Annotated in this window: 23 protein-coding genes, 1 riboswitch and 1 other annotated feature; of the genes, 9 read left to right on the top strand and 14 right to left on the bottom strand. The window is 35.0% G+C overall.

Going from position 1 to position 21,752, the window contains the following annotated elements; genetic code table 11:
* Positions 1-215: 215 nt before the first annotated feature.
* The 3 genes from I5818_RS01240 (at position 216) to I5818_RS01230 (ending at position 2,348) form a co-directional block, all read left to right on the top strand.
* Entirely contained in the window at positions 216-683 is a 468-nt protein-coding gene (locus I5818_RS01240; RefSeq protein ID WP_058004276.1) for a hypothetical protein, read from the top strand.
* Between the two features lie 48 nt (positions 684-731).
* Positions 732-1,586, top strand: coding sequence for an aminoglycoside 6-adenylyltransferase (gene ant(6) / locus I5818_RS01235; protein ID WP_065107267.1), 855 nt, complete (start codon positions 732-734; stop codon positions 1,584-1,586).
* Positions 1,587-1,658: 72 nt separating this feature from the next.
* Positions 1,659-2,348, top strand: coding sequence for an ArsR/SmtB family transcription factor (locus I5818_RS01230; RefSeq protein ID WP_078109200.1), 690 nt, complete (start codon positions 1,659-1,661; stop codon positions 2,346-2,348).
* A 70-nt stretch (positions 2,349-2,418) separates the two neighbouring features.
* Here I5818_RS01230 and I5818_RS01225 read toward each other — a convergent pair whose 3' ends face one another.
* Positions 2,419-3,315: a DMT family transporter gene (locus I5818_RS01225; protein WP_058004279.1), complete on the bottom strand. Its 897-nt coding sequence runs from the start codon at positions 3,313-3,315 to the stop codon at positions 2,419-2,421.
* A gap of 312 nt (positions 3,316-3,627) precedes the next feature.
* Between I5818_RS01225 and I5818_RS01220 the strand changes: the two genes are divergently transcribed.
* The gene (locus tag I5818_RS01220; protein WP_078109208.1) at positions 3,628-4,527 is read left to right on the top strand and encodes a 3-hydroxyacyl-CoA dehydrogenase; all 900 of its coding nucleotides are present in this window, start codon (positions 3,628-3,630) and stop codon (positions 4,525-4,527) included.
* An 84-nt stretch (positions 4,528-4,611) separates the two neighbouring features.
* On the opposite strand, the gene def is transcribed toward I5818_RS01220, so the two are convergent.
* The 5 genes from def to I5818_RS01195 form a co-directional block, all read right to left on the bottom strand.
* Entirely contained in the window at positions 4,612-5,187 is a 576-nt protein-coding gene (def, locus tag I5818_RS01215; protein ID WP_078109201.1) for a peptide deformylase, read from the bottom strand.
* Positions 5,180-5,371 carry a helix-turn-helix transcriptional regulator gene (locus tag I5818_RS01210; RefSeq protein WP_078109202.1) on the bottom strand — a complete coding sequence of 64 codons (192 nt, stop codon included), beginning with the start codon at positions 5,369-5,371 and terminating at the stop codon, positions 5,180-5,182. The genes def and I5818_RS01210 overlap by 8 nt, the downstream gene beginning before the upstream one ends.
* An 89-nt stretch (positions 5,372-5,460) precedes the next feature.
* Positions 5,461-5,985 (bottom strand): DinB family protein, encoded by a 525-nt coding sequence (locus I5818_RS01205; protein ID WP_078109203.1) that lies wholly within the window; start codon positions 5,983-5,985, stop codon positions 5,461-5,463.
* Positions 5,986-6,130: 145 nt separating this feature from the next.
* Positions 6,131-6,673: a DinB family protein gene (locus tag I5818_RS01200; RefSeq protein WP_078109204.1), complete on the bottom strand. Its 543-nt coding sequence runs from the start codon at positions 6,671-6,673 to the stop codon at positions 6,131-6,133.
* Positions 6,674-6,816: 143 nt separating this feature from the next.
* The gene (locus I5818_RS01195) at positions 6,817-7,188 is read right to left on the bottom strand and encodes a cupin domain-containing protein (RefSeq protein ID WP_078109205.1); all 372 of its coding nucleotides are present in this window, start codon (positions 7,186-7,188) and stop codon (positions 6,817-6,819) included.
* 186 nt (positions 7,189-7,374) lie between these two features.
* Between I5818_RS01195 and I5818_RS01190 the strand changes: the two genes are divergently transcribed.
* Positions 7,375-8,160: a polysaccharide deacetylase family protein gene (locus tag I5818_RS01190; RefSeq protein ID WP_078109206.1), complete on the top strand. Its 786-nt coding sequence runs from the start codon at positions 7,375-7,377 to the stop codon at positions 8,158-8,160.
* 89 nt (positions 8,161-8,249) lie between these two features.
* Here I5818_RS01190 and I5818_RS25935 read toward each other — a convergent pair whose 3' ends face one another.
* The 3 genes from I5818_RS25935 to aspS all read right to left on the bottom strand — a co-directional run bounded on the left by I5818_RS25935 (position 8,250) and on the right by aspS (position 10,164).
* A complete protein-coding gene (locus I5818_RS25935) occupies positions 8,250-8,411 on the bottom strand; it encodes a hypothetical protein (RefSeq protein WP_235849520.1) in 162 nt (53 codons plus the stop codon).
* Between the two features lie 5 nt (positions 8,412-8,416).
* Positions 8,417-8,635: a hypothetical protein gene (locus I5818_RS01185; protein ID WP_235849522.1), complete on the bottom strand. Its 219-nt coding sequence runs from the start codon at positions 8,633-8,635 to the stop codon at positions 8,417-8,419.
* 242 nt (positions 8,636-8,877) lie between these two features.
* Positions 8,878-10,164 carry an aspartate--tRNA(Asn) ligase gene (gene aspS / locus I5818_RS01180; RefSeq protein ID WP_078109207.1) on the bottom strand — a complete coding sequence of 429 codons (1,287 nt, stop codon included), beginning with the start codon at positions 10,162-10,164 and terminating at the stop codon, positions 8,878-8,880.
* 57 nt (positions 10,165-10,221) lie between these two features.
* Positions 10,222-10,436, bottom strand: a binding site (T-box leader).
* Between the two features lie 109 nt (positions 10,437-10,545).
* Positions 10,546-10,738: riboswitch (cobalamin riboswitch) on the top strand.
* Between the two features lie 232 nt (positions 10,739-10,970).
* Here aspS and I5818_RS01175 point away from each other — a divergent pair.
* Together I5818_RS01175 and I5818_RS01170 are read left to right on the top strand one after the other, a co-directional pair.
* A complete protein-coding gene (locus I5818_RS01175) occupies positions 10,971-11,516 on the top strand; it encodes a hypothetical protein (RefSeq protein WP_058004287.1) in 546 nt (181 codons plus the stop codon).
* Between the two features lies 1 nt (position 11,517).
* Positions 11,518-12,462 (top strand): ABC transporter substrate-binding protein, encoded by a 945-nt coding sequence (locus I5818_RS01170; protein WP_139358032.1) that lies wholly within the window; start codon positions 11,518-11,520, stop codon positions 12,460-12,462.
* Positions 12,463-12,731: 269 nt separating this feature from the next.
* On the opposite strand, the gene I5818_RS01165 is transcribed toward I5818_RS01170, so the two are convergent.
* From I5818_RS01165 to I5818_RS01150, 4 genes are all read right to left on the bottom strand, one after another.
* Positions 12,732-13,241, bottom strand: coding sequence for a GNAT family N-acetyltransferase (locus I5818_RS01165; RefSeq protein WP_180212868.1), 510 nt, complete (start codon positions 13,239-13,241; stop codon positions 12,732-12,734).
* Positions 13,242-13,672: 431 nt separating this feature from the next.
* The gene (locus I5818_RS01160) at positions 13,673-15,553 is read right to left on the bottom strand and encodes a PTS fructose transporter subunit IIABC (protein WP_078111111.1); all 1,881 of its coding nucleotides are present in this window, start codon (positions 15,551-15,553) and stop codon (positions 13,673-13,675) included.
* A complete protein-coding gene (gene pfkB, locus I5818_RS01155; RefSeq protein WP_058004289.1) occupies positions 15,550-16,482 on the bottom strand; it encodes a 1-phosphofructokinase in 933 nt (310 codons plus the stop codon). The genes I5818_RS01160 and pfkB overlap by 4 nt, the downstream gene beginning before the upstream one ends.
* On the bottom strand, positions 16,479-17,228 hold the full coding sequence (locus I5818_RS01150) for a DeoR/GlpR family DNA-binding transcription regulator (RefSeq protein ID WP_058004290.1): 750 nt from the start codon (positions 17,226-17,228) through the stop codon (positions 16,479-16,481). The genes pfkB and I5818_RS01150 overlap by 4 nt, the downstream gene beginning before the upstream one ends.
* A gap of 481 nt (positions 17,229-17,709) precedes the next feature.
* On the opposite strand from I5818_RS01150, the gene I5818_RS01145 reads away from it, so the two are divergent.
* Both I5818_RS01145 and I5818_RS01140 read left to right on the top strand, forming a co-directional pair.
* The gene (locus I5818_RS01145) at positions 17,710-18,534 is read left to right on the top strand and encodes a MerR family transcriptional regulator (protein WP_209391841.1); all 825 of its coding nucleotides are present in this window, start codon (positions 17,710-17,712) and stop codon (positions 18,532-18,534) included.
* 35 nt (positions 18,535-18,569) lie between these two features.
* Positions 18,570-19,634, top strand: coding sequence for a serine hydrolase domain-containing protein (locus tag I5818_RS01140; RefSeq protein WP_078110492.1), 1,065 nt, complete (start codon positions 18,570-18,572; stop codon positions 19,632-19,634).
* An 85-nt stretch (positions 19,635-19,719) separates the two neighbouring features.
* Here I5818_RS01140 and abc-f read toward each other — a convergent pair whose 3' ends face one another.
* Positions 19,720-21,609, bottom strand: a complete 1,890-nt coding sequence (gene abc-f / locus I5818_RS01135; protein WP_078110493.1) for a ribosomal protection-like ABC-F family protein — start codon at positions 21,607-21,609, stop codon at positions 19,720-19,722.
* Between the last annotated feature and the right edge of the window lie 143 nt (positions 21,610-21,752).

Below are 21,752 nucleotides of genomic sequence, written 5' to 3'. Positions count from 1 at the left end.
CAATGGAATTAATCATACTATCATTATATAAAAAATGCAATATATCCCTCGATATTTTTTTAATAATTTCGACATAGTTCTACTTGTTTCTTCACATCTCTAAAGTGCATGGTTTACATATATTTTATTATCCACGTGTTTCCTTCCATAAATATGTTTTTGCATAAATCATTTTTTTAAAGTCAAAATATAAAAAAGGACAAGGGGGAGATAATTTGGTCGTATTACTTATTCGAATAATGCTAATTTGTTTATCATGGTCTACAATCTTCTTTTTACCAATCAAGTCAATTAAAAGGTTCTTACCTGTTACACTTTTTTCATCAATCATTCTTCTAGTAGAAACATTGCTAGCGAACTCCCATAAATGGTGGAAAGTAAAGGGTGGAGCTAAAGCCTCAACAAATAATGCTTTAACATTTATTTTTGGACCTTTCTTCGTAGGAAACTTATGGGTTTTTCATCTAACATACGGAAAATTTTGGCTTTATTCTCTTTTGAATGTATTTAATGATCTTATGTTAGCATTTCCATTAAATCGATTTTTTGAAAAATTCAACTTATATAAATTAAAAAGGTTCAAGCCTAAGCACCTGTTCTTAACCGCTTTTTCTTATTCCCTTTTGAACTATCTTTTTCAATTCTTTATAGAAGGAAAATCACCTAGAAAGTATAATCAATAAAAAAGATGGGCAACTTCCCTATCTAATATCGACTTGTAGGTGATGATATTGCGTAGTAAAAAAGAGATAATGGAATTAGGTATGAACTTTGCAATCAATTGTGAAAAAATTAGAATATTCACCCTTGAAGGCTCTTTAACCAACTCAAACATTCCAGAAGATGAATTTCAAGATTATGATTTTAGTTATTTTGTTACAGATATGGACTTTTTTAAGAAAAGTGATGATTGGTTAGATTATTTTGGACAAAGAATCATTCTCCAAAAGCCAGAAGCAATGGAATTATTCCCACCCGAATTGGGAAACTGGTTCTCGTATTTAATGATTTTTGAAGATGGGTCAAAAATCGACCTAACTCTCATTCCGCTTAATGAATTTGAAGATTATTTTAAAGAGAGTGATGGTTTAGTCGAAGTACTATTGGACAAAGATCAACTCATCAAAAAAACAATTATCCCAAGCGATGCAAAATATCATATTCAAAGGCCAAGTATGCAATCCTTTGACGATTGCTGCAATGAGTTTTGGATGACTTCTACATACGTAGCAAAAGGACTTGCTAGAAAGGAAATCCTCTTTGCTAACGATATAATGAATAGCGCTTTTCGCCCTAATTTACTTACGATGTTACGATGGAAAATCGGAATTGAAACTAATTTTTCTTTAAGTATTGGAAAAAGTGATAAGTTCTTAAAAAAATACGTATCTAACGAAACATGGGACACACTACTATCCACGTATAATATGTCCACCTATCAAGCAGTGTGGGACGCACTTAATTTTAGCTTTGAATTATTCCGAGAATCCTCCCTTTATGTTTCTAAAACACTTGGTTATCCTTATCCTGAGTACGATAAAAAGGTTACCAATTATATAGAGAGAATTCAAAGAAAGTACAGATAATTAAAAAACTTCATTGTGCACATTCAATACTTCGATTACAATGGAAGTATGAATTACAAAGGGGTGAAAAAGATGAGTATTAGTCCTAATGTAGCTGAAGTCGCTGCACTTCTTGGTGAAACTTCACGTGCTACTATTTTAACAAGTTTAATGGACGGACGTTTTCATACTGCAAGTGAACTAGCTTATATGGCCGCGATCAAACCACAAACAGCAAGTTTTCACCTTTCCAAATTAGTTGATGGGAATCTCGTTATTGTTGAAAAACATGGTCGCCACCGTTATTACCAGCTGGCTAATGAGGAAATTGCACGCATTTTAGAATCATTCCTTGCTATTTCTCCTCCTCCTGAGGTTCGTTCATTAAAGCAATCAAGGCAAATGAAATTACTCCAAAATGCTAGAACGTGTTATGATCATTTAGCAGGAAAATTAGGAGTTGAGTTAACTGAAGCCATGTTGGCTGCAGGCTATTTAGAAAAAGAAGCACAGGAGTTTACCGTTACAACAACAGGCGAGCAGTTTTTCACTGATTTTGGCATTGATTTAGTTGAATTAAGAGGAAAACGTCGTTCATTTTCTCATGCATGTTTAGATTGGAGCGAACGTCATCATCATCTTGCAGGAGCCCTAGGTAACGGATTATTAAAAAAGTTTTTAACATTGGGCTGGATAACTCAGGATCCATCCATTCGCGCTGTGACTATTACAGATAAAGGAAAAATAGGATTCAAAAAAACATTTCAAATCGAAATCAAGTAAAGTTACCCTCCAAAGTACATAAAGAATGGTTTAATCACTTTGGAGGCAGTCTTATATATATTCATTTAATCTATCTATTTTGGATTTCTATACTAGCATTCTCTTGTTTTAAATTCTGAAATTTTCTATTTACAAGATAAATACCAATGATAATAAACAAACCACCAATAATAAGTGAAGGATATAGATGATCCCCAAGCAGTAACCAACCGGTTATTACACCGAAGAATGGGGCTAAAAATAAATAAGCGCTCGTCTTTCCAGGATCACCTTTTTGCAGAAGATAGTACCAAATCGCAAATTGAACAATTGAGGACATCATACTTAACCAAAATAAAATGAATAAGGACTGGCCATTGAAAGTGAAAAATGGCTTTTCAAAAAGAAAACTAGCAAGTAACAGTAATAATCCGCCAAAAAGCATTTGATAGGCTGATAATACCCAGGTATCAAAAGTTGCCCCCCACTTATTTGCTAATAATGTAGCAATTGCCCAAAAAACTGCTGAAAGAATACCAAATACTATCCCAATTTCAAATTGTAATTGGGTCCCCATTGTAATAACTACCCCTAATAGTCCTAAAAAAACACCGATCCACTGATATAATCTATAACGAATTTTGGTAAAAATGGTCCCAAAGACAATAACAAGTAACGGATTTGTGAATGTAAGGATGGAGGATTCACTGGCAGTAATCGTTCGCAAGCTCAAAAATATACACCCCATCACGCCAGCTGTTTGACAAGCACCAATAATAACCATCCTTATCCAGCTCTTTTTAGTTATGGGATGTGGCCTTTTTAAAACACTCACAATTATGCTCATAATGATTCCTGCAAGTGTAAAACGCAAAGCTGCTAATAATATCGGTGATGAATAGGACAAGCCTATTTTAACGATAGCGAACGACGATCCCATTAAAAATGTCGTTAAAAGTACTAATGGTATAAATTTGTAATTATTCATTTTGTCTCTCCCTATTTTTGTAATACTAAGCTATTGCTATTATATCCGCTTTAAATTTCAACTTTTATCGAAATATGGAATCAAATAGAAGCATATTTAAAGCATTTCAATATAAAAGGAATGGTGCAATTAAGATTTACGTTCTCATAAATATTTTTTCATTATCTATACATTATTTTTTCATTTAAGATTCATGATAAAAGAAATATTGGAGAAGATTCCCTTACCTATATAGAAGCATATTCTTTTATCTTTTTTGATGGGATGTGCCATAATATGAAGGTATTTAATTGGAAAGAAGGAGAACTGGCTATGAATTATCAAAATATTACCGTTGCCGGTAGCGGTGTGCTAGGGAGTCAGATTGCATACCAAACAGCATTCAAAGGATTCAATGTATCTGTATATGACATTAATGATGAAGTTTTAGAGCGTGCGAAAGAAAGAATTAACGGTTTAAAGGAGCACTATAAAAAAGATTTGAATGCTACTGATGAAGAAGTTAACTTAGCTTATGAACGCATATCTTTCAATTCTAATTTATCAAAAGCAGTTGCTAATGCAGACCTAGTAATCGAAGCGATTCCTGAGGTTGTTCAAATTAAAACTGACTTTTACAATGAGCTTGGAAAGGTAGCTCCTGAAAAAACAATTTTTGCAACAAACTCTTCTACATTATTACCAAGCCAGTTTGCCGATGCAACAGGTAGACCTGCTAAGTTTTTAGCCCTACACTTCGCAAACGAAATTTGGAAAAATAACACAGCAGAGGTTATGAAACACCCTGGAACAGATATGAAGGTCTTTAATGAAGTGATTGAATTTGCCAAAGCGATTGGTATGGTTGCTTTGCCTTTATATAAAGAACAACCAGGCTATATTTTAAATTCATTATTAGTTCCTTTATTAGATGCTGCACAGCTTCTCTTATTGAATGAAGTTGCAGATGCGGAAACAATCGACAAAACTTGGATGATTGCAACGGGTGCACCTCAAGGTCCTTTTGCCATTTTAGATGTTGTTGGAATCAATACTGCATATAATATTACACTCGCTAAAGCGAAAGCAACGGGTAGCCAAGAATACGAAAAATTAGCTGAGTTATTGAAATCTGAGTATATTGATAAAGGCAAACTTGGTAGAGCTACTGGAGAAGGTTTCTACACCTATCCAAATCCAAACTTTATGAAACCTGGTTTCTTAGAAAACTAATTCCTTGCCTACAATATGAAGGAACTGACCCAAAAGGGAAAGTTCCTTCTTCTATCTTTATATAGCTTTTTCTTCATACAGATATCAATATAAGCTTTTGATATTATCCGGTAATTGAAATGGATTTTCTTTATTCATACGATCGTAAAACATAATACCATCTAAATGATCAATTTCATGCTGTACAACAATTGAGGAATATCCACTTAGCTTTAATAACACTTCTTCTCCTGTAAGATTAAATCCCTTCACTTTAATCCGTTCATATCGAGGTACAAAGCCTTTTATATCTCGATCAACAGAAAGGCAACCCTCGCCCTGTGGTAAATAAATCATGGAGACGGAATGACTGATGATTTTCGGATTTATCATTGCATATTCATGCTCTTTCCCCTTCTCATCAGTTAAAAAAGCCGTAAACATTCTCTTATTCAACCCGATTTGATTGGCTGATAGACCTACTCCTGGACGTAAATTATATTTTTTTGCTAGATTAGAATCCTGACTATTTTTCAAAAAATTCATCATGGATATTAATGTTTCCTTATCTTCTTCAGAAGGTGGGAGGGATACCTCTTTTGTTGCCTGATGGAGAATAGGGTCACCTTCCCTAACGATATCCTTCATTGTAATTATATAATTTGAATGAAATTTACTCATAAATAAACAATGCATCCACCTTTACTCTTAGTATTTTTGATAACTTGAATGCCAATTCCAGTGTAGGATCATATTTATCGTTCTCGACACAATTAATCGTTTGCCTCACGACCCCACACTCCTTAGCAAGATCCTCTTGAGTGAGTCCTAGCTTTTTCCTTACCTCTTTTATTTTATTTTTCATAAGTATCACCTATGTCAAAAGTATTGGACATTATTATTCTAACAATCGTAAGTGAAATGTCAATTACTTTGGACAATCTAACACTGAAATCAATCTTCCAATATGCCTAAGTACTCCCTCCAAGGACCAACATCCATATCATATCTCTTTGCCATCACCCGTACAATTTGGGAAATATGTGTTAAATCATGAACAACCCATGTCGATAATAATTCTCTGACCTTCACTATTCCAAATTCAGGATGCACCCCTGTAAGCTCAAGTTGTAATTCAGTTTGAATAATTGTCTTAAGTTTAGTTATATTTTCCGTTCTCACCTTCTTAAATTCTCGCAACTGTTGTTGAATGGTTCTTTCCGACATATTATTTAAATGTGCAAAACGATCAAAAGGAGGAAAGGGTCGTCTCTCACCTTCATGAAGCATTGTTTCTAATCTTGGTATCCAATTATGTTTATCGGCTTCAATAAGATGCTCAATCACCTCAGCTACATTCCAAGTACCCTCACCCTCATTACAAACCAACCAGCCTTTCGATAAACCAGATACAAATTCATTTAATGTTTGTGGAGTACGTTGCAACACTTCAATAGCTTCCATTAGTTTAAAATTCATCTCACTTCTCCTCTCTATGATTCACTTGCAACCATCTTCTTAAAAATATGTATCTCATGATTCATATATACAGTTGTTCTTGTTTTATTACATTGTACTTATAACTAAAAAGGGGATATAGCCCTCGCTACATCCCTTTTCTTCTTTAAACCTTCAACCTCTTCGCCATCATTTTTTTAATAATCCTTATTTGCCCTCTATGATTTAATTCATCTTCAAATACATGGAACCATTTAAAGTAATTATTAGCTTGTTGATCAAACCAAAAAGGAGTTTGCTGAAATAACCATTCATCCGGGAGTGTTTGAAATGTTTCGATGGTTTTATTACGAACATCGGTTAATTCCTTCATATAAAAATCAATCGTATTCCCATGGATTTGTTCCCTTGCCCTACTTCCCAATTCTAAGGCTGGATTTAACTCAATAATTTCCTCATCTGTCACGTCACGATTATAAAATGTTTCAATTTGATAAGCTTTTTCAACCGAAACCATATGTGCTAATAACATTCCAATTGAATTAGCTTCCGCATCATAAAGGAAATCAAGTTCTTCAACGGTTAATTCCTTTACCTCTGCAATGGTCGTCTCTCTTGCATAATTCATCATTGAAACTAATTTACTAAACTCTAAACTCATACCATCCTTTTGATCAATTAAAAATAAAGTTTCTAAATTTATTGCCATGTTTTCACCCGCCTATAAAAATACTCACTCATTGTATATTCTGGTAAATACATGCAAATCACTTTGCAATCCAACTATTTCCCAAAAAAAAGCAAGTTGTAATCATTCCATCATTTTAACTAATAAATTCATGAACAATCCACTTAAATCCATACATCATTTTCCGCTGTTAACTCTCCTTGGTGATCACCTGTGTTAACCACACCTTTCGGCTCCACTAGCATGACCTGACATTCTTTTTCCGCAAATGGCTTATGCTCTACCCCTTTAGGTACGACGTACATCTCTCCTTTTGAAAGTGTAACCTCTCCATCGCGAAATTCAATTTTCATTTCCCCCTCTATCACAAAAAATACTTCATCGGTATCATTGTGGCTATGCCAAACAAAGTCACCTAATAATTTTGCTAACTTAAACTGATAATCATTCATTTCACTAATTACTTTAGGAGACCAGTATTCATTAAATTTCGATAATTTATTATTGATGTTTATTGCCTGATTTTGATAATCCATATAAATCCTCCTTAACGCTTTCCTTAATTAACTAATTGATTCACGTTAATAGTCATTTTCACAAGAAGGAAATTACGATGATTGATCTTAACCTCCTTCATTCGTATCTCTTTAAGTATATTTTATTAGGAATTGCAAATATATAACATAGAAAGAATATAATCTAAAAACTAGAGGTAGTAACTAATGAAACATTCTCTGCTTATTTTATTCGTCTTATCCCAATTATTTATTGTTCCCTTTTCCGATTCTACATACGTTAAAGCAAAGACCACATCTATCGTTCATGAGCTATCCGCTGAATCTAAAAAAGATCCATTATCCTTATCGGAATTAAATAATAAATACCAAAATACATTTTTTTTGTATGGATCGAAGACAAAACGAGAAATTGCATTAACATTTGATGATGCACCTGATAATATTTTCACCCCACAGATTTTAGATATTTTAAAACAAAAAGGGGTTAAAGCAACATTTTTTGTAGTTGGATATCGAATCGAGGAACATCCTGATATATTTAAAAGGATTATTCGAGAAGGACATGCTCTTGGAAACCATTCGTATAACCATGCAAATTTTTCTAAATTGAGTGATTCTGAATTTAGAAATCAAATTATAAAAACGGACAATATTATTAAACAGTATACTGGATATATTCCAAGAATGATTAGACCGCCATATGGAAATATCAATGAAGAGCAACTCCAATGGTTGAAATTACACAACAAAAAAATTGTGAATTGGAATATCGATTCTCTAGATTGGAAAGGCTTAGATGAAGATCAAGTGGCAAGTAATGTTCTATTGCATGTAAAACCAGGTGCAATTATTCTACAGCATTCTGGAACCGGGACTGGTGGAGATTTATCTGGGACCGTAAAATCTTTACCAAAAATTATTGATGAGCTGAATAAAGAAAAATATCACTTAGTAACGATCCCTAAATTGCTTAATATTCCAGCTAAATAATCAATTTTGTACTTTTTCGCATTTATAAATATGGGAAATTGGAGGATAACTCCAATTTCCGTCCTCGATGACTACTAAAAAAAATTGGTTTAGTCATTCTTTTCCTCTTCATTGTTTTGCTTCTCTTGAGTAGCTAGCAAAGAAGACGTTTCAATTACTTCTTCTGTTTCTTGAACATCTCCTTTATTTTCCATTACCTCATATTCATATAGTTCAAACATCTGAACAAACTCATTAATGACCATTTCCACTGCCTTTAGTCACCAACTAAAATTGGATTAATTGTTTGAAGTTCCGGTGTTACTAATTGTTGCTTTAAAGTATCACACTTAAGACTCATCATTTCTAAAAATGCGATGGCTCTGCCTTTGCGGAACGTTTTTGCTCCTTGATGAACATGTTTTTCTTTTCGGTTATGCCCCTCACCATGGTGATGTCTATCTCTGCCACGACCCCTATATCCTTCATTTCTCATAAAAAATCTCCTCTCTGTATACATTTGTATACATTTTATATTCCTATCGTATACAAAAAGTCAATGAAACATTTAATAATGTGTAAGCACTCTAACGGTGAGATTAACTCAACAAACTTTCAAGTTTACCCCCACTATTCAAATAAAAAAGGCTGCCATTTTTGGCAACCAACCTTGGGAAAATCCTCGTCCTTATATATTATTCCCTCCCTTACACTGTTATTAAGACCATTGATTTTGCTCTAAGGTATAAGTCTCTCAAGATCCCTAGGAAATGCTGTCGCCCCCCTAATATTTCCTACTCCTGTCATATTTGCTGTCAATCTCTCTAGTCCAATGGCGAACCCACCATGTGGAGGTACACCATATTGAAACATTTCAATATATGAGGCAAAATCATTTGGATTTAATCCTTTACTTGAGAATGACTGTAACAGCATTTCATAATCATGGATACGAAGCCCACCGGAAGTAATTTCTAAGCCTTTGTACAATAAATCAAAGGATTCTGTTAATGCTGAATCATTACTCGGCATCGTGTACATTGGACGTGTTTCACATGGATAATTGGTAATAAAGACAAATTCACTATTATATTTTTCTCTTACGTATTCACCTATTAACCGTTCGCCTTCAGAATCTAAGTCCCCTTCAGGAGATGCTTTTTGATATTGACTACTTAATATTTCCTGTGCTTCATAAAGAGTTAAGCACGGAATCTCAGTTATAAACGGAAGTTTAACATCAAGAATTTCTAACTCCCGTTTACATTGGTCATTTACACGTGAGATCATATATTTAAGTACATCTGTTTCCCATTCCATAATTTCTTTTACATCGTCAATAAATCCTATTTCAACATCAAGAGAAACATATTCATTTAAATGTCTTGATGAATGATGTGCCTCCGCTCGAAATACCTGCCCGATTTCAAAAACACGTTCGAAACCACTTGCTACCATCATTTGTTTATAAAATTGAGGTGATTGTGCTAAATGGGCGTTTTTCCCAAAATAATTTAGGCTAAATACATTTGCCCCTCCTTCTGCACCCTGAGAGACAATTTTTGGTGTAAAAATACGTGTAAATCCATGTGATGTAAAAAAATCGCCAAATGACTGTGATAATACACTTTGAATTTTAAAAATGGCTTGATTTTTTTCATGTCTTAAAGATATGGTACGGTGGTTAAGAAGATGATCCATTCCTGCTTTCAATTCCGATTGATTGATTTCAAAAGGGATCGCCTTTTGACATTTATTGATCACTCTAATGTTTCTCACATGTATTTCTACGCCTAATTTTTGTTTCTTTGATTCAACAACGTCCCCGATTATCTCAACAATCGATTCGTTTTCTACTCGGAAATTTAACCATTCTTTCTCCAAAATACATTGAATAATTCCACCTCTATCACGAAGTAGCAGGAAGGTAACTTTTGATAAATAACGTTGTTTATGAACCCAACCCGATAATTTTACCGTTTCCCCAACCTTATAAGGCGTTTCCGTCGTTACTATTCGAATCATTTTGACTTCCTCCTTTTCATTAATAAATAATCAAAAAAAAATTCGCCCCTATATAAACATAGGGACGAATGTATTCCGTGGTACCACCCAGATTGCCTTTTTACCAGCCTCTCATGCCACATAACGAGTGGTACCGTCTGATTCTACTTTGCCTTTAAGCATTTCTTTCAGCACTTACGGATGTCACCATGATAACCTTGATGCGTTTTTCCACCAACCAAACGCTCTCTATAATCAAGGACTTATCATTTCCTTCCGATCATTGATTTCCATATTTTGATTGTAGAAGATTATATATTTACGAAAGGAAAATGTCAACCTATTCAGAGTATAAAAAAATGCTTCATTATTCACTCTCTTCATTGTACACTTGTAGTAAGTGAATACCTGCAGGGAATAGGTTGCTAAGATATTAGCATTAATAGGGAATTCGGTGTGATACCGAAGCTGTTTCCGCAACTGTAAGTGCCGATGAAATAAGAAGCAAACCACTGTTTGCAACATCGAAAACGGGAAGGTTCTTAAAGTAAAATGACGCACAAGCCAGGAGACCTGCCTATTCTTGAACGTAACATGCTCTTCGGAAGATAAGAGATTTTATGGCAGCTCGATTGGTTCTTCATATCGTTTAATAAAGGATCATTTTCCCGCCGGCCAAATTCTATCTGGGCGGTTTTTTTTGTGTTCTATTTTACATAGTATATTGATCTCCTCGTTATGAAACTATATAGATCGAAACCAGACGAATTTTTTCTGAAGTGTTATGAGGTAAGCATTTAAAATATTTAAGATTAGGAGAAAAAGACATGGTAAAAAAAGACTTACGTTATTTATGCTATCCCTTTATGCGCGAATCCGCTTCAACCGTTGATTTCGAAATTAGAACAGATTCATTAACAACGCGTATTGGACAAGCTGCTTCCTTAACAAAGGATATTCCTATTGTTTATGAAGATTTAATGTACTTGCTTCCAATGGCCTATCATCTAAATGGATCTGTACGCGGAAAGCTTGCCATTAGCGAGGAAGATTTAAATCATCTAAGCAGCATGTATGATTTTTATGTTACGGAAACAGATGGTCGCATTGATCGATTTGTACTTCCACAAGGGACGGCTGCTGCATGTGCTCTACATGTATGTAGAAGTGAGGCAAAAAAGTCCGTTCGTGCTTTACATAAGGTAAGTCTTGAAAGAGAGGTTCCGGATATCTTATTCAATTATACGAATCTACTAGCTAATGTCCTATTTTACATGGCGGTCTATGTAAACAAGGATAAAGGTGTTGAAGAAATCCAATTTGTCAGTAAATCTTATCCAATAAGACCGATAAAAAAGAAAGTAGGGAAATAACTTGAAGAAATATCATTTGTTTCATTGGCTAACAGCTATAATGTTAATCATTTTCTTAGCAGGCTGCCAATCGGGTCAGAGCAGCAATGAACCTAAAAAAGAGGATACACCTGAACAAGTAAAAGCGTATACCGTGAAGGATGATACTGGCAAAGAAGTTTCCTTCAAAAAAGCTCCTGAAACGGTCATTTCATTGCAGCCTAGTAATACTGAAATTCTTTTTGCCCTTGGAGCTGGAGATAAAGTAATTGGCGCAACGGAATATGATAATTATCCAGAGCAAGCAAGTAAAATTGAACGTGTATCGGACTCTGTTACCATTAATACAGAAAAAATTATTGCACTAAAACCAGACATTGTCATTGCTTATACAATCGGAGATGAAAATGCCTTAAAACCAATTGAAGATGCAGGCATTCCTGTATTTGTCATACAATCTGCTTCTTCCTTTGAGGATGTTTATGGTGATATCCAACAAATTTCAGAAGTAATGGGTGTGAAAGAAAAAGGGGAAGAACTTATTACCAATATTCGCACTCATATAAATGATATCGAAAATAAATTAAAAAATATCGAAAAACCAAAACGCGTATATTTTGAAATAAGCCCATCTCCTGATATTTATTCAACAGGCAAAAACACATTCCAACAAGAAATCCTCCAAACAGCTGGTGTAGAGAATATCTTTGGGAATCAAGAAGGTTGGATCAAGGTTTCAGAAGAGACAGTCATCAAGCTGAATCCTGAAATCATTGCAACAACTGTCGATTATATCGAAGGCCCTGTAGCAGAAATCAAAGCTCGTAAAGGATGGGAAACAATAGAGGCGATTAAAAAGGATAGAGTATATCAATTGGACTCGGATATCATGTCGCGCCCAGGCCCAAGAATTGCTGAAGCGGTTGAATTAGTTGCTAAAATGGCGTACCCAGAATATTTTAAATGAGACTAAAGCTGGAGTGTGGATCACTCCAGCTTTTATCTTTAGCTATTATTTTTAATATAGTACTTTCATTATTCCTGATCGAATATTTCTACTTAGAGAATAGTAGTGAGCAAAACCGAATCTATCTAATATATTTCTCGGCTTTACCTCCTTGCTGAACAAATTTCGATTTAGAAGGGAGAATTATTTTTTAAGAAATCTTTTACACAAGTGACAAACGATACGAAAACAGCCTAAAAGTAAAACGAATCCTAAAAAGCCTTTTTAATTTATAGCTCTTTTATAAATAGTTTTAATGGATCAGCATCTTGAGATAATTTTGTTAATGAATCAAATTGAAATCCTAATTTTAATAAAAGATTTTCTGATGCATGATTATCGGTAGTTGTAATGGCTGCGAGCCTACGTATATTTAATTCGGCTTTTGCATAGATCATGACTGCCCGAGCTGATTCATATCCATACCCTTTACTTGTAAAGTCTTTCAAAAAAGCGAAACCCAAATCAACATCCTCTAATCCATTTCTCTTAACTAAGCCACACATCCCAATAGGTATTCCATATTCTTTTAAAATCACTATATACAAACCAAATCCCAAATCATTATACATTTTTATAAGGCTATGCTCGATATACTTTTTTGCATCCTCAATGGTTTTAATCCCTTTGTCACCGATATATTTGATCCAATCAGGCTCATTAAGGAGATTGAAAATAAACTCAGCATCATCTTCTGTAAATCTTCGAAGTAATAATCTTTCTGTTTCGATCATCATTATCACCTTTTCTTCGAAAAAATATAATTTACGAGTATTAGATATTTATGTTTGGTTCTATCGTTGTAACACATTCTTAGGAACTAAATATTGATAAGACAAAATAAACATACTATAAGTGCATAGACCATCTATCAATGATAATAATATAATACGATTTTATATATCTTAACATTGTAAAGCCACATGGAAAACTAAGAAAAAAAGTTTATTCTTTCAATATATCGATGAGGAAATATAATACCCCAACCCTTTTCAGAAGTAGCTCAGCTTGTTTTCATACTTTTTTCCGTTGTCTGTTTATTTAGCTTCTACTGTTAAACTATTTGTATAAAATTAAGATTTTTAGCGCATAAAAAAGAGAGTATACTCCTCACTATATTGAAAGAAGTATCTCTCTTCATTTTCTTTACTTAATTTATGCTTTTAGCTTTTTATTGGCGTGATTCTGTTAAAGGCTTTTTTAAGACTCCTATTAATACGGCCGAAACAATTGCCCCGATGACAACCGCAAGCAAATATAGAAGCCAGCTACCCTCAACTAGTGGAAATACGAAAACTCCACCGTGTGGTGCGCGAAGTCCAATATGAAACATCATTGACAAGCCTCCCGCAACAGCTGAACCTACCATTAAAGAAGGGATCACTCGAATTGGATCAGCAGCTGCAAATGGTATGGCACCTTCGGTTATAAAAGATAGTCCCATAATATAGTTTACTTTACCTGCATCTCTGTCCTGCTTGCTAAATTTATGCTTAAATAAAGTAGTCGCAATAGCAATACCTAATGGAGGAACCATCCCTGCTGCCATAATTGCTGCCATTGGCTCATAGACTCCGCTTGCAATTAATCCAGTACCGAATAAGTAAGCGGCTTTATTTACAGGGCCCCCCATATCAATAGCCATCATTAATCCTAATACTATTCCTAACAATACTGCATTTCCTGTACCCAGACCTGTAAGCCAGTTAGAAATTGCTGTATTTAATGCACTTAATGGATTATTAACGACAAAATGCATGATAAAACCTGTAATAGCAATACCTAATAACGGAAATAACAAAATAGTTTTGATTCCTTCTAAAGAACTAGGAAGTCCAGCCAATACCTTTTTCAATCCAACAACGACATATCCAGCTAAGAATCCGGCAACCATACCGCCTAAGAATCCAGCCCCACTGTTTGCTGCCATCATACCACCAACCATACCAGCTGCAAATCCTGGTCGATCAGCAATACTTAATGCAATAAACCCTGCTAATACAGGAATCATTAAGGCAAATGCATTTCCACCGCCAATGATATTTAATGCTTCGGCAAGCACATTATAAGTAGGATCTTTTGGGTTATGCGCATTTACACCGAATAAGAAACCTAGAGCAATTAAAATACCACCGCCGATCACAAACGGAAGCATATTTGAAACACCACTCATCAGATGTTTATAGATTGTTGCTCCGACCCCTCTACCTTTTTGTTCACTTTGATTACTAGACTTTCCGCTTCCATGATAAATCGGTGCATCTTGCTTTAATGCTCTTTCAATTAATTGCTGTGGTTTACGAATCCCGTCTGCCACTGCGGCTTCAACTACATGTTTTCCATTAAAGCGATTCATCTCCACATTCGTATCTGCTGCTACTATGACGGCGATAGCGTTTTCAATTTCATCAGCAGTTAGAACATTCTTTGCTCCACCAGATCCGTTTGTCTCAACCTTAATAGCGACACCCATTTCTTCAGCTTTTGCTTTTAAAGAATCTGCTGACATATACGTGTGAGCAATACCCGTAGGGCAAGCTGTTACTGCAACAATAAATTGTTTCTTATCCGTCATGGATTGATTTTCTTCTTTTTCCTCTTGATCATAGCGATTAATAATATTTAATATATCATCTTCAGAATTTGCCTCTAGCAATAATTGGCGTACTTCTTGTTTTAACAATATAGTAGAGAGCCTAGAAAGTGCTTCTAAATGGGTATTATTTGCCCCTTCTGGTGCTGCAATCATAAAGAAAAGATGTGAAGGTTGACCATCAAGGGAATCATAGTCCACTCCATTACTTGACCTTCCAAATGCAATAGCTGCTTGCTTTACCGCTTTTGTTTTTGCATGGGGAATGGCGATTCCCTCGCCAATCCCTGTTGTGCTTTGTTCTTCTCTCTTTAAGATCGCCTTTTTAAATTCCGCCCTATCGTTTAATTTGTTAGCGGAGTCCAGCACACTTACTAACTCTTCAATTGCATCCATTTTTTCCGTGCTATTGATTGATAGATTAATTGTATCTTTTGTTAATAACTCGATAATTTTCATATTCCATCCCCCTTGAATGAAATTCTCTCTATATTTATTTCAGGTAGCAAATTTTCTACCTGTTCACGCGTGCATAAACCAAATGAAAACGCGGTAGCACTACCAGCTGCAATACTAAAACGAAATGCTTCTTCAACACTTTTTGTTTTTTCAAACATTGCAATAAATCCAGCTACCATTGAATCCCCTGCACCAACTGAGCTTTTCACTTCTCCCTTTGGGGCAGTTGCAACTAATGCATATTCCTGATTAATAAGAACTGCTCCATTTTCAGCAAGAGATACGATAACATTTCGAGCACCTTTTTTTATAAGCTTTCTTCCATAGGGAATAACCTCTTCAGCAGTAGTTACGACTGTATTGAATAATTCTCCAAGCTCATGATGATTGGGTTTTATAAGATATGGTTGGAATGGAAGAACATTCAGTAATAAATCTCCCTCAGCATCCACAACAAACTTAGTCCTATTTTCCTTGCATACTTCTACAAGCTCTTCATACGTATTTGCTGGCATGGACGATGGAATACTACCTGCTAATACGAGGATATCTTCACTTGTAAGTCCACGAATCTTTTCTTTCAAAGTTTCATAGTTTTGTCTAGTGATTTTCGGGCCCTTTGCATTGATTTCTGTTTCTGTCATAGACTTTAGTTTTACATTTATTCTTGTATCCTCTTTAACTCTTACAAACTCTGTATCAATCTTTAAAGTTCTTAAGAATTCTTCAATATAGTCTCCGGTAAAACCACCTATGAATCCAAGAGCTTTACTATTAACATCTAATTTCTTTAATACTTGCGATACATTAATGCCTTTTCCACCAGGAAATTTCGAATCATTTTTTGTACGATTTAAATCACCTAAGGTTATCTGATCTAGTTCTAAGATATAATCAAGAGATGGATTTAAAGTTAATGTATAGATCACGATATCACTACCTTTATGTTTGTCTTACTAATAAATTGCTCTTTTGTATCTGGATCTAATTTATTTGTAATTATAGAAGCCTCGTTTAGATCTGCTATTTTTGCAAATGAAATTTCCGAAAATTTCGTTTCATCAGCAAGGACATATGCTTCTCTAGTTAATGAAATAGCTAGTTGTTTGACCATTGCTTCCTCTGGATCAGGTGTTGTATATCCAAATTGATGGTGAATTCCATTTACGCCCATAAAACATTTATCAAAACGATAATGCCCGAGACTTTCTAAAGCACCTCTACCTATAAAAGCTTTTGTTGTAGGTTTTGCATATCCACCTATTAAATATGTTTTAATATTTTTTTCAAGAAGCTCATTCGCATGCATGAGTCCATTCGTCACAACTACAATATTAGTAGGTAAATACGGGATCATTTCAAAAACGGTCGAACCGGCATCTAAATAAATACAATCACCTTCTTCGACTAATCCTCCAGCATATTTAGAAATTTGACGTTTTTCCTGAAGGTTTTTGGAAGATTTCTCAATCATGCTAGGTTCTTGAAGCTTACCTTGCAGTCTTTGTGCCCCTCCATGAACTCTTTTAAGAAATTTTTCTTGTTCTAGCTGAATTAGATCGCGTCGAATAGTTGATTCTGATGAGTTTGTTAATTTTACTAGTTCTTGAAGTGTCACCGAATTTTTTATCTTTAATGCCTCTAAAATTATTTGATGGCGTTCTGGTTCTAACAAAGCAATACCCTCCTAAAACGCTTTCATTACAATTGGTAAGTTTATTCTACAACTTCAATCATTAAAAATCAATCAAAATAATTCAAAATCATTCACAACCAATCAAATGTATTCAACTCTTTATGCTAATAGGGAATTCCTTTATTTTACAATTGGTACTTTGCAATGGTTATTAATTATGAGCAAACAAGAATAAACCTCAAATATTCAACTACTAATGAACTTCATAATAGATAGTAGTTTCCTTGCAATTAAAGTAGCCATACTTTTTCCTATTCCTTTAATCGATTATTTAGTTATATATTTAAGTTAGAATCAATCGTTCCAAGCTCCCCTTATTTCTCCTATGAACAATCTTAGTTGTTTTATAAAATCAATATTATTTTTGCCATTGACTTTACCCTTAGGGGAATGTGTATAAAGGAATTGAACAAAGATTATTTGAAATAAGCTTTATACACTCACAAATGGAGGTGACCTCTTGCTATCAATTGGAGAATTCTCAAAAATCTGTGGAGTATCTACAAAAACACTTCGATATTATGATGAAATTGGCTTAATTAAACCTGACGAGATTAATCCTGAAAATGGTTATAGATTTTATTCCATCAATCAACTAAAAAAGATGCTCTTTATTAACCGCATGAAATCATATCAATTTTCTCTAGAAGAAATCAAAACCATCGTCGAGTTGGAAGAGGATCAATTGGAAGAAAAGCTTTGCTCTGCACTGAATCATAAGAGAAAGGAAATACAGGTAAAGATAGGCACTTTGGAGGATACTCTAAAACAAATAAATAAAGATGTCTTGAATATAGAAAATGGCCGATCAATCATGTCAATTGTTGACGATATTGAAGTTCAACTAGTTGAAACACAGCCAATGAATATCCTTTATATACGACAAATGATGACTAGTGATGACTATGCTCAAGGTTATGGAGCACATTTTAGCAGACTATACGAAAGGATTGCTACAGAAAACCTCACATTACTTGGAATGCCTATAACCTTTTACCATAGCCCCGAATATAATCCTGCCGGTAACGATACAGAGTTTGCTATTCCAATAGCAGAGCCTGTAATGGGAACCCGAGAAATGCCTGGTGGTCTTTGTGCGAAATCTGTTTTAAAGGGGCCCTATTCGGAATTAACAGCTGTATATGCGAGGTTAAGAGAATGGATAGAGGATGAAAAGTATGAACTTGTGAAGTCACCTTATGAAGTGTATATGACTGATCCCAATCAGACCGATGTTCCTGAAGGGATGATAACTGAAGTGTATTTTCCAGTGAAGAAAAAATAGTGTTAATTTCCTTAAACCAAAAAGGGGGAGCGATTATGCAAAGAACCTATTGGCCAACTACAGAATGGCAAACAGTAGACCCAGAAGAATTGAAAATAAACACAAAAAAGCTTTCTGAGCTTACATCAATAATAAAAACCGAGTACGGCAATATAAATGGTATTGTGATTGTAAAAAAAGGATTTATTGCTTATGAAAAATATTTTAATGGCTATGATCAACATGATGCACATCATGTGGCATCTGTAACAAAGAGCATCATTTCAGCCCTTATTGGTATTGCCATAGACAATGGGTTTATTAAGAATGTAGATCAAAAAGTGTTAGATTTCTTCCCCGAGTATGATTCAGGTCCTTTTGATACGACCAAACGAGAAATTACTATTCGCCATCTTCTTACGATGACTGCTCCTTATTCATTTGATGATTGGCAGGAGCCGCTTGACAAAATGTGTATGCAACCCGACTGGGTAAAGTATACTTTGGATATTCTTGGTCAAAAGGGGAGGATTGGGCCGTTTAAGTATTCCACTGCAGGGGCACACCTGCTTTCAGCCATCATTACTCGTAGTACAGGGAAAAATGCCCGCGAATTTGCTAATGAACACTTATTTAGTCCCCTCGGTATGAAGGAAATCCCTGATTATGAAATGCAAGCATTTGGGTTCGAAGACTTATTCGGAAAGAATGTAAAAGGGTGGGTAAAAGACCCAACTAATAACTCCACAGGAGGATGGGGACTTACACTAAATCCACGTGATATGGCACGCGTAGGTTACCTCTATTTGAGCCAAGGTATTTGGGACAACACACAGATTATTTCTGAGAAATGGATCAAAGAATCGACTGCAATGAATCCTCATAAATACGGATATTTATGGTGGCTACACGACGAAAATGGAATGTATGCATACGCAGCACAAGGCGATGGGGGCAATATCATATGCTGTATACCAGAAAAAGACCTAGTCATAGCCATCGCATCCGAATTCATCATCAACGCCCGTGATAGATGGAACCTGATCAAGGAACATATTCTTCCAGCTGTAGGGACAGGGGGTCAGGTCCACTGTCCCACCACCACACAAGATTTCGAATGATTATGCTTCAACCAGGGCAATGGATTCCTTCCTTTACCCATGTATAAAGCTCCATCCATTCATGGATAGAGCTTTATGCCATTTTTTAATTTTCCCCTTTATTCATCAGTTGTTCATATAGTTCTTCCCATTGCTTTTCAAGTTTTTCCTTTTCTATAAATAAGGTTTGTAAATATTCCAATTCCTGTGTTTCTCCTAACCTTGCTTCCAACTCTGAAATTTTCCTTTCCAACTCTTCTAATTCCATTTCCAAGTTTTCATCTTTTAAGTTAGTTTGTTTTGGTGGTTTCCGAAGAAGAGATGCTTCCTTCTTGTTTTCTACTATTACTGGTTGTTGTATCTTACTTTTCCTCAACATCATCTTTTCTCTAGCCCAATTATAATCCCCTTCAAAGCAATGAACTTCTCTTGATTCAATCCAATAAATCTTCTTAAATAGCTTATTCAGGAAATAACGATCATGAGAAACAGCTAAAATTGTTCCATTATAATCTTCAAGCGCATCTTCTAATACTTCTCTCGATTCAATATCTAAATGGTTGGTTGGCTCATCTAAGATGAGTAAATTAATATCTTGATACATAAGCTGTGCTAAACGAAGCCTCATTCTTTCTCCCCCACTAAGCTGGGATACTTTCCGAAACACCATATGTCCATAGAATAGAAACCTCGCTAAGATATGCCTCGCTTCCCCCTCCGTTACTCTTACTTCATTACGAAATGCTTCAATAATGGTTTCATCGTCATTGTTGGAAAATAAGTGTTGAGACAGATAACCAATTTTTACATTACTTCCGATCCTAACTTCCCCTTCATCAGCATCAATTTGTCGAAGAATTAGTTTAAGTAAAGTCGATTTCCCTGTACCATTTTCTCCGACAATTGCTACACGTTCCTGAAATTTCACATCCATAGTGACGTTCTTGAAAAGCAATTGATCTGCAAACTGTTTCGAGACCTCCTTAAGGATGATCACATCATTCCCACTACGATCAGAAGACTCCATTTCAAGATTCATTTTCTTGTGATTTAACACTGGTCGACTCAATTTTTCCATTCTTTCGAGAGCCCTTTCCATATTTCTCGCCCGCTTATGGAGTCCTTCATTTGGTGGATTAGCTCTGTTCGCCCAATCCCGTAGTCGTTTAATGGCTTCCTTCATTTTCTTGATTTTCTTTTGCTGTTCTTCATAAGCACGGAACTCCCTTAGCAGTTTTTCTTCCTTTTCCTTTACAAAACCAGAAAAGTTTGTATGATAGCAAGAGATTTCCCCATCCTCTAAATCTAGAATCTTATTTACGGCTTCATCAAGAAAATAACGATCATGGGATACGATAACAACAGTTCCACTATAATCTCTTAAAAAGCTGCCAAGCCACTCTACTGCCATCAAATCTAAATGATTGGTCGGTTCGTCAAGCAATAATAAATCTGGATTTTTAAGAAGAGTCAAAGCTAGGCAAACCTTCGTTTTTTCACCACCGCTTAGAGTTGAAATTTGTTCATTGATTAAATCATTGATATTCAAACCATTAACGATTTTTTCAATATTTGCATCAATTTCATACCCCCCATTTAACGTAAAGTTATCTTGTAAATCCCCATAATCCTTTATTAATTTTTCCAATCTCTCACCATTTGGTTCACTACTCATTTCCATCTCAAGTTTCTTCATCTTTTCCTCTACTTGCAAAAGATCTACAAACGCAGTCCTCAATACATCCTTAGTTGTTGATTGGCTTTGAAAGTCTGGAATTTGTGCAAGATAACCAATTTGCACTCCCTTTTTCCAATGAATTTGACCGGAATCAGGCGTCTCCTTACCAGATAATAATTTCAATAGCGTAGTTTTACCACTTCCATTCCGTCCAACTAAACCGACCCTGTCTTTATCCTGAATTTCAAAGGTAATATCTTCAAATATATAGCTGCCTCCATACATCTTTTTCACTTGATTTACACTGCATGCTATCATGTCTAATTTCCTCCTTCGTTTAATGAACACAAAAAAGCTATGGGAAATACACCGTGATCCCATAGCTTTTATTCGAATCTCTTTATTGCATGAATTGTTGCTTTTCTCATTTAGATTAAAGGAACAAAGCATTAAAAAAGAGA

The sequence above is a fragment of the Heyndrickxia oleronia genome (genome assembly GCF_017809215.1).
In the GTDB taxonomy this organism is placed as follows: Bacteria; Bacillota; Bacilli; order Bacillales; family Bacillaceae_C; genus Heyndrickxia; species Heyndrickxia oleronia.
This window is presented reverse-complemented; position numbering and strand designations above follow the sequence as displayed.